We start from the raw sequence: 8954 nt of genomic DNA, 5'->3' as shown, positions 1-8954 counted from the left end.
GTTCGGGTTGGATACATCTTAGCACGCTGTCCAATTTTGCCGGACCACTTCAAGGTGACGCTGCCCGTGATGGAATAGTTGAGCTTGATGCGCTGGAAGATTGTTTGTGGCCCTGCTGCCGCAGGGGCCGGCGCAGTAGTTCTGTGTATTATAGCCTGGGAACGCGCAGGCCGATATGGCGCAACTGTCGGCGTCGCCTTTGACCTTGGCATGCTGCGTTTTGCCTTTTGGATGGGCTCAGGCGGTTGCACTTTCTCGTTCTGGGGCTGGGATGGTAATACCTGTGCTATTTTTTTGGTGAGGGTTGTGTGCTTTTCCACAACCTGCACTGGCGCTGGTGCCGTAATCGACACAGCTGTGGCCTCCGGCTCCGCATCCTCAATCGCAGCGTTTTCTAGTGGCGCATCTTTTGGCGGCTCGCCTGAACAAGCCAATACCCACTCTGCCAGATAACGGGCAAGGTCTGCGCCACTTGGTGCGCTGGGCGCGATGGGCTTAGAGGCGCCTACCGCAGGAATAACCGTCTTTGCTTCTGTCGAACCTATTATCGTGCATGAAATGCCCTTCTTGCACTCTAGTCGAAACAGGACGTCACGCCGGTCATTGATTTGCATTGTTTTTCCAGATCCGTCGGGGAACAGGACGTAGCTTAGACCGTTGATTTCGCCACGCTGGTGACGAGCGGCATAAAATGCGCTCGGCAGATCAATGATAACTTCCTGCGCCGACGGTATGGCACGATCGGCGGTATCCACCTGCACAGCACCGTAGACGCTCGGAGTTGCTGTTTGGACGGGAGCATCTAGCACGGGCGACTCGGCAGAGCCCATGCCGGGGATCATCATCAGCGCCGCGATGGCGCTATGCAGGGCGTAGCGCTTCACCGTTCTGAGCACCGGCGCGTGTTTTTATGGAGGCAAAGCTGCGATTGGTGTCGCGATGCTGGACGGTGCGGACGACATGCTCTCAAACCTCTGACTTCATTTCCGAACCGACATACTTAGCGAAAGTGGCACGTTTGGGGAACTGGTAACGAACTGCGAAACTTTTATACGAAACTGTCGAAAAAGCCGCACTACATTTGACCTTTTCGCCGGAAAAGCCCGGTGTTTTGAGTTGGTTTGTTCTCAACTGAGGAGGCAGACGATGAAGAGAAGCCGTTTCAGCGAAGTACAGATTATTGGGGTATTTAAACAACATCAAGCTGAGCTTGGTGCGAAGGAACTTTGCCGCAGGCTTTTTCCCGCTAGCAGGTATAGTAACGCTTTCTGTACTTCTGGGTGTCTGACGTCAGCGCTTATGGGTCCAAATAGCGTTATTTGATAAGAGAGTGTTCTTGGCTCATCGTAACCACTGAGGAGTGGGACATGAGACAGACAACTGGAACAGGCAAAAGCCCAGGCGAGAAGATCGTCAAAGACATCAAAGGTGCCACACGCAGGATATGCATATTGCGCCGGGAAGCGCGGCGGTCTGCTTCGCTCTGTTTGATTGGGTCTTTGCCGCCGATCGCAATCCTGCGCCACTTCTCAGCCTTGGCGCGGGCTTTACAGTCAATGCTGCCAGCTTGTTCAGCTCTCTCGCCATACAGTCCCGCTACTGGCCCCCCACTACATGTTGTATGGGTTGATACAGTAGTGAATAGGTTAGGACGGTAAGTCCTAGTAAAATATAAGATATAAAGATTTGCGGATACAGGGTGGTACAAGTCGGAACGGTGCTTTGGTGCCCTTCACCCGCCCCACTTGCCATTTAGTATTATTGGTAGGGGTGGGCGCGGTCATATGATGCGTCATCCCAGAATTGTCAGCCAGACCCACACGGTGAATATTGACGCAGCTGTTGCGATCAGCACAGACGAGGCCGCGACGCGTTTACTGCGGCCATACATGTTGGCGAAGATATAGGCGTTGAACCCCGGCGCCATCGCGGCCGTCAACACACCAGAGCGGAACAGGTCAGGCGGCACCGACAGGGCAGAGCCCATTAGCCAAACAATTGCGGGATGCACGGCCAAAGCGATCACGCAAACCATAGCGATTGCTTTCATATCGCCTTCAGGCTTGTACTGGATCAGCACGCCCCCCAAGGCGAATAGGGCGGCGGGTAGGGCCGCCCGCACGACAAGCGATAGCGCGTCATCCACCACCGAAGGAATCGCAAGGCCGCTCAAGTTGACGGCAAATCCTGCCAGAATGCCGATCACCAGCGGGTTATGAAACATCGCCCGCCCGATTGAGCGCGTTAGCGCGAGCCCACTTTGGCCGCGGTTGCGCACGAATTCCATCACAATGATCCCGAGCCCGTAACAAAAGGGCGAGTGGATCGCGATGATCATGTAATTGCCAGTCAGATTTTCGGCACCGTACGCGCGCTCGGATATGGGAAGGCCAAGCAGGACGGAGTTGGAGAACAGGCAGCAAAAGCCGATGGCGACACAGTCCTCCCAATCACGTTTGAAGAAAATGCGCGCGCCAAAGGTGCCAAGGGCAAAACAAATCGCTGCACCGGAATAAAAGCTGAACAACAGCCCCGCATTAAATGAGGCGCTCAGGTCAAGATTGGCGATGGCCTGAAACAGCAGGCAGGGCACGGCAAAGCTTTGGGCGAAACGCAGCACGCCATCCACACCGGAGACCGGAAAGAGATCCTTCCAAACCGAGAAATAGCCAAATCCGATGACCAGGAAGACTGGCAAGATGACGTCTAGAAGGGTTTGCATAATTGCGGTTCCGGGCAGCAGCAAGAGGTCTGCCTGCATCGCTTTGTGCAGACGAAGAAAGGCGGTGGATCAGCTAAGATCGAATTCCAGCCGCATGCCGTCATAGGCTGGCTCGATATGGTCCGGCGTTTTGGCCTGCAACGTGGCATAGTCCAGATCATTGTGCATATTGGTCAGCACTGCCTGTTTCGGCTTCATCTTCTCGATCCATTCAAGGGTCTGCTCCAGATGGCTGTGCGTTGGATGCGGGTCGCGGCGCAGGGCATCCACGATCCAGCAACGCAACCCTTCCAGATGCGGCCAGATGTGATCCGGTATACTGGCCACATCCGGCAGATAGGCCACGCCGTTGACGCGAAAACCCAAAGCATCCATGCCGCCATGCGGTACCAGAAACGGGACAAAGCGAAGCTGCCCGCCGGGGCCGTCTACTACGACATCACCGTCCATCAGGTTCATGTCCAGAATTGGCGGGTACATTGAACCTTCGGGCTGGATAAAGGCATAGCCAAACCTTTCAATCAGCGCGTCATGCGTGGGTTGATCCGCCCAGACGGGCAAACGTGCGCGCATGTTGATCACGATCATGCGCAGATCATCCATTCCGTGCACGTGATCGGCGTGGGCGTGGGTGTACAGCACCGCATCAAGTCGCCCGACACCGGCATCCAACAACTGGTTGCGCATGTCCGGCGATGTGTCGATCAGCACGGAAGTCGTTCCAGCATCACTGATCCGCTCAACCAGAGCTGAGCAGCGGCTGCGCCGGTTGCGCGGCTCTGTCGGATCACATGCGCCCCAATGCCCACCCAGGCGCGGCACGCCGCCGGAAGAGCCACAGCCAAGGATGGTGACACGCATGATGTCGGTCATAAGACGGCCTCGTATGCGGCGGCTTTGGTGAACAAGCGTTCAAAATTCGCCTCTGATCGTGCAGCGAATTCGGCATAGTCGATCCCGAATGTCTCGGCTGCGCGGCGCGCTGTATAGGCGGTAAACGCCGGCTCGTTTCGTCTGCCGCGGTGGGGCGGGGGCGCCAGATAGGGGCTGTCTGTCTCAATCACGATGCGATCAAGCGGGGCTGCGGCGAAGATATCGCGCAGTTCCTGACTTTTGGGGAAAGCGGTGATGCCGGACATGCTGAGGTAAAACCCCAGATCAAGCGCGGCACGTGCTAACTCAGGAGAGGAGGAGAAGCAGTGCATCACGCATGTGTAGGCACCGTTTGCATGCTCTTCACGTAGGATGCGTGCCATATCCTCATCCGCGTCGCGGCTGTGGATGATCAGCGGCAGATCCGTCTCGCGCGCGGCGGCGATGTGGATGCGCAGGCTGTCTTGCTGCATTTGCGCGCTCTCAGCAGTGTAGTGGTAATCCAGACCCGTCTCACCAATGCCCACCATCTTTGGGTGCTGCGCGATGGTGATGAGTTCATCCAGCGTCGCCATCGGCTCGGAGGCGACGCTCATCGGGTGAGTGCCTGCGGCGTAGAATACCGGCGCATAGGTTTCAGCGATGGCACGCACGTCGGGTTCGTTTTTGAGCTTTGTGCAGATGGTCACCATCCGCGCCACTCCGGCCTGTGCTGCGCGGTCAATCACCTCCGGCAATTCCGCAATCAGTTCGGGAAAGTCGAGGTGGCAATGGCTATCGGTGATGTGGGGTGTATCGGTCATGGGGCTCCGGTGGCGTTGGCGGGTTTTGTTAGCGGGGGGCTGCCTTTGCCATCTTTGCAAAGGTATCTAGAACGAGCGCCGCAGGGTCAAGGTTGACCGCGATGCCGTGCCGCGCGCGGGCACCAATCCCGGCTGCCAGATCGGCCCAGACGCGGGCCTGATGCGGGGTCGGTGAAAGACGTTTGAGGATATCCGCCTCACCCTGCGCGGCCTGCGGTTGTGGCGATGTGCCGGTGGCACCAGTGCGGGCAAGACGGCTTAGCAGTAAATCAATCAGGGTGAAAAGCAGGTCGCGCTTTGCTTCGCCTCCCTTCGACGCGGCAAGCTCTGCGAGTTTGAGCGCGCGCGGACGGTCCATGTGGGGCAGGGTGCTCATGAGCCCGACCAGTTCTGCATAAAGCGAAGCGCCGCCCAGCAGGGATAGCCGCATCGCGCCGCCCACTGACCCGCCCGAAAGCGCGGCAAGCGCATCTGCATTGGCGGCCTGTACGCCAGCCTGCGCCATGGCTTCTGCGACCTCGGCGGCCTCCAGCGTGCGAAGCGGCAGCGTGCGACACCGCGAGCGGATAGTTGGTAGCAAACCCGAGGGCTGGTGCGAGATCAGTATCAGCACTGCGCGGGCGGGCGGCTCCTCAAGCATTTTTAGTAGGGCGTTGGCAGCTGTGGTGTTCATCAAATCCGCATCGTCAATGATAACAACACGGTAGCCGCCATCAGGCGCGGACATCTGGAAGAACCCGTTCAGCGCACGGATATCGTCGGCAACAATTTCCTGCCGTAGCTTCTTTGTCGTCGGGTTGATGGTGCGGGTGACGTTACGAATACGGCCTTCACCCCCTGAAGCCACACGCTGGGTAACAGGATGGTCGGCCGGAATGATGAGGGTTGTCGGCGGCTCTGGCGCGAACATGCCGCCCTTGTCTGGGGCGGGAGTGGCCAGCAGGAAGCGTGCGATTAGCCATGCCAGCGTGGCTTTGCCTACGCCGCGCGGGCCGGTCAGCATCCACGCATGATGCAAGCGGCCTGTGTTGAACGCATCAACAAAGGCTGTTTGCGCCGCATCCTGACCGATCAGGCTGAGAGCGTCGCGTGGGTGGGGCGCGCCGTCAAGACGTTCCGGCTGTGGGGCTGCATCATCGCTCATGCGAGCAGTTTAACGGGGATTGGCAGAGTTGGAAATGGGGCGCGGCTACATCGGCGGAACAGGGACAGGATTTTCAAACTTTCCGGCCAGTTGCTGTGCAAAATAAGTTAGGAACGCGCCGTCAGTGCTGCATCTGTGGCGGCACGAATGTCTGCGGCGACCGCGTTCATCTCTTGCCCACCATCAATCACCTGAATCCGGCTGTTGAATTCTTCGGCCAACGCAAGAAATCCAGTGCGCATGGCTTCTTGCAGGCTTGTGCCAAAGTCCTCGAACCGTTCCTCAGTACCCTGTCTACCCTTGGCGCGTTTGAGCCCTTCGACAGGGTCCATATCGATCAAGATGGTCAGGTCAGGCTCCACCCCGATCATCAGGGTGTGAAGGCTGTCAACGACGCCACGTAAGTCACCACGGCTTAGGCCCTGATACATGCGTGTGCTGTCGGCAAAGCGATCACAGATTACGATTTTGCCCGCTGCAAGGGCAGGGCGGATGAGGCGCTCCAGATGATCGCGGCGTGCGGCAGTAAACAGCAAAATCTCGGTCTCGGCCGACCAGCGATCTGGATCGCCCTGAAGGACAAGCGCGCGGATTTCTTCCGCACCCTTGGACCCACCCGGTTCACGGGTAAGAACTACGTCATGACCTTGCGCGCGCAGATGTTCGGCTAGCCGCGCCACTTGCGTGGATTTTCCGGAGCCATCGATGCCTTCAAAGCTGATGAAAAGACCGTGGCTGCTCACGAAGCCTCTGGGGCGGGGCCGGAGTTGATGCGGGCGGCCAGATGTTTGGCCGCAGCCATGACGCGGCTGACAAAGCCGTGGCGCAGAACATCACGGTCCGCTACCAACGGCACGCGCGTTTCGGACAGGCCTTCTGGCGTGATGATCAGCTCACCGATCTGGTCACCCTTGGCGATGGGCGCCTTAACCGGTCCGTCGTAAACAACTTCGGTTTTCAGGGGCGAAATCGGATTGACGGGCAAGAGCACCGACAGATCTGCCGCCAGCTCCAATCCGACAGATTGCTCGGCACCAATGGAAACTTCGGCCTGTGCAATTTTCGTGCCTGCCTTGCCCAATTCGGTCTGCGAAAAGCGTCGGAAGGCCCAGTTTGTCACCGCTTCGGATTCAGCTGCACGAGCCTGTGCGCTCTCTAATCCGGACAGCACAAATATGATCCGGCGATCGCCCTGCTTGGCAGAGCCAACAAGACCGTAGCCTGCCTCTTCGGTGTGGCCGGTCTTGAGGCCATCGGCCCCGATACCGAGTCCCAGCAGCGGGTTGCGGTTGAACCGGTTAGCGGACTCGGATTGGTCAAACAGGAATTCTTTCTGCGCAAACATCGGATAATATTGCGGATAATCCCTGATCAATTTGCTCGTGATCAGGCCCAGATCGCGCATGGACATGCGATGCCCCGCCTGCGGCCAACCGTTCGAGTTGGTGAAGGTCGAGTTCGTCATGCCAAGCTGCTGCGCGCGCATGGTCATCTGGCGGGAAAATTTGCTTTCCGTGCCTGACAGTGCTTCGGCGATCACAACGCAGGCGTCATTGCCCGACAACACGATAATGCCGCGGATGAGGTCCTCGACCCGCACACGTTCACCGGCCTTCAAGAACATTGTCGACCCGCCGTAAGCCTGAGCAGCAGCCGAAACTGGCAATTCCTGATCAAGATCGAGAATGCCGTTATCGATCGCCTCGAACGCCATATAAAGCGTCATCAGCTTTGACATGGAGGCCGGTGGCAAAGGTTGGTCGGCATTTTTGGTCATCAACACGGTGCCGCTGTTGAAATCGAGCACGAATGCCGATGTCGCGCGGGTGTCAAATGCATGTGCACTGACTGATGAGAGCAACAGTGCCAGAGCTGCCAATGAATGTTTCAGTCCGCGCATATCGGTACCTTTTCGTATCAGCTGGAAACAGCGTAGGCGTCGGTGAAGCCTTCGGATTTAATTGTCGACAGGATTTTCGCTTGCTCGGCATTTGTCGCGGCAGGACCAACAACAACGCGCCAGAAGGTTTTTCCGTTGATCTGGCTTTGTTTGATTGTTGGGCCAAGTCCGGTACCGCGCATCTGCTTGGCGGCGCGTTCGGCATTGGCTTCAATGCTGAAAATTCCGATCTGTATGAAAGGCTTGGACAAGCGTGACGCCTGAGTTGGTGCCGCGGGTTTCGGGGCAGGGGGCGGCGTTGGAGCTGCCGATGCAATCGCGGCTCCGGCGGTCGCCGTTACAGGATCAAGCGGTGCCGCAGTTATATCAGGCGCTGCTTCAACAATCGCATCCGTTCCTGTATCTACAGGCGCTTCGGTTTGCTCCTGAACCTTGCGCACGGCGGTGACGTTCAGTTTAGCTAGTGCTCCAGCAAGAATACCGAGGGAGGCCGCGGCGTCCGAAGAAATCTGCAGACTTGGCCCCGGGATGTCCCGCTCACGGCGAAAAAGGGCGCCGACTACGAATTTACCATTGGTCTGGTTGCGGATGATGACCCGCTCCGGCTCGGCCACATCCGGATGCGCGACCCATACACCACCAAGGCTGGGCCGCCCGTCCCATAGCCCCTCGTCGGTGACCGAGAAAATTTCAGGCGCTTCGACATCACGCTCGATTGCGGGGCCGGTTGGTGCTGCTGCCTGAGCGACATTCTTGGTGCCGCTCGCAGTCGGAAAAGAGAACTTTCCCTGCTCGTCACAGCCGGCCAATAGTCCGGAAACCAAAAGCGTACCTGCCAACGCATACACGCGGCGTCCCTGCCGAGTCTTGCCCTGATCTAATTTGAATTGACTGCCCATATTCCCTCGTCCTTGCCTGCGTGCGCGCCCTTTTTGAATGGCACACATCAAAGCCCCTTTGCGGGGCGTTTGGCGCACTCTAACGTGCCAAAGCCCTGCACGACAAGAGACGCGCGACGGCATCGGCAATTTTCCCCGCTGAATCGCATGAATTTTGCCCGATTGCAGAATCGCTTTTAGCCATTTAGGAAACGCGCACAGCGGAGGTTTGGCAGAGTGGTCGATTGCACCGGTCTTGAAAACCGACGGGCGTGAGAGCGTCCCCAGGGTTCGAATCCCTGAGCCTCCGCCAGTTAATAAAATACCCCTTAAGGCATTGAATTTGTTAGCGTTAATGGGGCGGTAAAATTCAGTTACCACACACGTTGACCACACACGTTGACCACACATCTTACTGATATAATTGCTGGAAGTGATCAGATACCATTTCGGGCAAAATGACATGGCTGCCAATCTGAGTAGGATAAATAGAAACTCTCAATGGCTGGGTCAGATTGATCAGATGTTAGGAACAGCTCGGAGCTGACCTTGGTAGTCCATGCAGCGAAGGTCTGCTTCGAGCCCGTTGTGACGGATGCTGCGCTGCGCATGAATGGCTGCTTTCAACATAGAG

8 protein-coding genes and 1 tRNA gene are annotated in these 8954 nt (G+C 57.5%); 1 reads left to right on the top strand and 8 read right to left on the bottom strand.

Going from position 1 to position 8954, the window contains the following annotated elements; all coding sequences use genetic code 11:
• The 8 genes from V7730_RS20755 to V7730_RS20720 all read right to left on the bottom strand — a co-directional run.
• A partial coding sequence (locus V7730_RS20755) for a hypothetical protein (protein WP_335749472.1) occupies window positions 1-884 on the bottom strand: 884 nt, incomplete at its 3' end.
• A 908-nt stretch (window positions 885-1792) separates the two neighbouring features.
• Entirely contained in the window at window positions 1793-2722 is a 930-nt protein-coding gene (locus V7730_RS20750) for an AEC family transporter (protein ID WP_335749471.1), read from the bottom strand.
• A 69-nt stretch (window positions 2723-2791) separates the two neighbouring features.
• Window positions 2792-3595: an MBL fold metallo-hydrolase gene (locus V7730_RS20745; protein ID WP_335749470.1), complete on the bottom strand. Its 804-nt coding sequence runs from the start codon at window positions 3593-3595 to the stop codon at window positions 2792-2794.
• Window positions 3592-4398 (bottom strand): TatD family hydrolase, encoded by an 807-nt coding sequence (locus V7730_RS20740; RefSeq protein ID WP_335749469.1) that lies wholly within the window; start codon window positions 4396-4398, stop codon window positions 3592-3594. Before V7730_RS20740 ends, V7730_RS20745 begins: the two co-directional genes overlap by 4 nt.
• Before the next feature lie 28 nt (window positions 4399-4426).
• Window positions 4427-5542, bottom strand: a complete 1116-nt coding sequence (locus tag V7730_RS20735) for a DNA polymerase III subunit delta' (protein WP_335749468.1) — start codon at window positions 5540-5542, stop codon at window positions 4427-4429.
• A 107-nt stretch (window positions 5543-5649) separates the two neighbouring features.
• Window positions 5650-6285: a dTMP kinase gene (tmk, locus tag V7730_RS20730; protein ID WP_335749467.1), complete on the bottom strand. Its 636-nt coding sequence runs from the start codon at window positions 6283-6285 to the stop codon at window positions 5650-5652.
• Window positions 6282-7442: a D-alanyl-D-alanine carboxypeptidase family protein gene (locus tag V7730_RS20725; RefSeq protein ID WP_335749466.1), complete on the bottom strand. Its 1161-nt coding sequence runs from the start codon at window positions 7440-7442 to the stop codon at window positions 6282-6284. The genes tmk and V7730_RS20725 overlap by 4 nt, the downstream gene beginning before the upstream one ends.
• Before the next feature lie 17 nt (window positions 7443-7459).
• Window positions 7460-8341, bottom strand: coding sequence for an SPOR domain-containing protein (locus V7730_RS20720; protein ID WP_335749465.1), 882 nt, complete (start codon window positions 8339-8341; stop codon window positions 7460-7462).
• A gap of 202 nt (window positions 8342-8543) precedes the next feature.
• Between V7730_RS20720 and V7730_RS20715 the strand changes: the two genes are divergently transcribed.
• A tRNA-Ser gene (locus tag V7730_RS20715) sits at window positions 8544-8633 on the top strand.
• The last annotated feature ends 321 nt before the right edge of the window (window positions 8634-8954 follow it).

It is taken from the genome of Sulfitobacter sp. (genome assembly GCF_036961165.1).
Taxonomy (GTDB): domain Bacteria; phylum Pseudomonadota; class Alphaproteobacteria; order Rhodobacterales; family Rhodobacteraceae; genus Sulfitobacter.
The sequence above is the reverse complement of the archived record's forward strand: the minus strand, read 5'-3'. Positions and strand labels throughout refer to the sequence as shown.

Bases quoted from the DNA above. Each gene is read 5' to 3' on its own strand.
- V7730_RS20750 (WP_335749471.1), bottom strand. From the start codon at position 2,722: ATGCAAACCCTTCTAGACGTCATCTTGCCAGTCTTCCTGGTCATCGGA.
- V7730_RS20745 (WP_335749470.1), bottom strand. From the start codon at position 3,595: ATGACCGACATCATGCGTGTCACCATCCTTGGCTGTGGCTCTTCCGGC.
- V7730_RS20740 (WP_335749469.1), bottom strand. From the start codon at position 4,398: ATGACCGATACACCCCACATCACCGATAGCCATTGCCACCTCGACTTT.
- V7730_RS20735 (WP_335749468.1), bottom strand. From the start codon at position 5,542: ATGAGCGATGATGCAGCCCCACAGCCGGAACGTCTTGACGGCGCGCCC.
- V7730_RS20725 (WP_335749466.1), bottom strand. From the start codon at position 7,442: ATGCGCGGACTGAAACATTCATTGGCAGCTCTGGCACTGTTGCTCTCA.
- V7730_RS20720 (WP_335749465.1), bottom strand. From the start codon at position 8,341: ATGGGCAGTCAATTCAAATTAGATCAGGGCAAGACTCGGCAGGGACGC.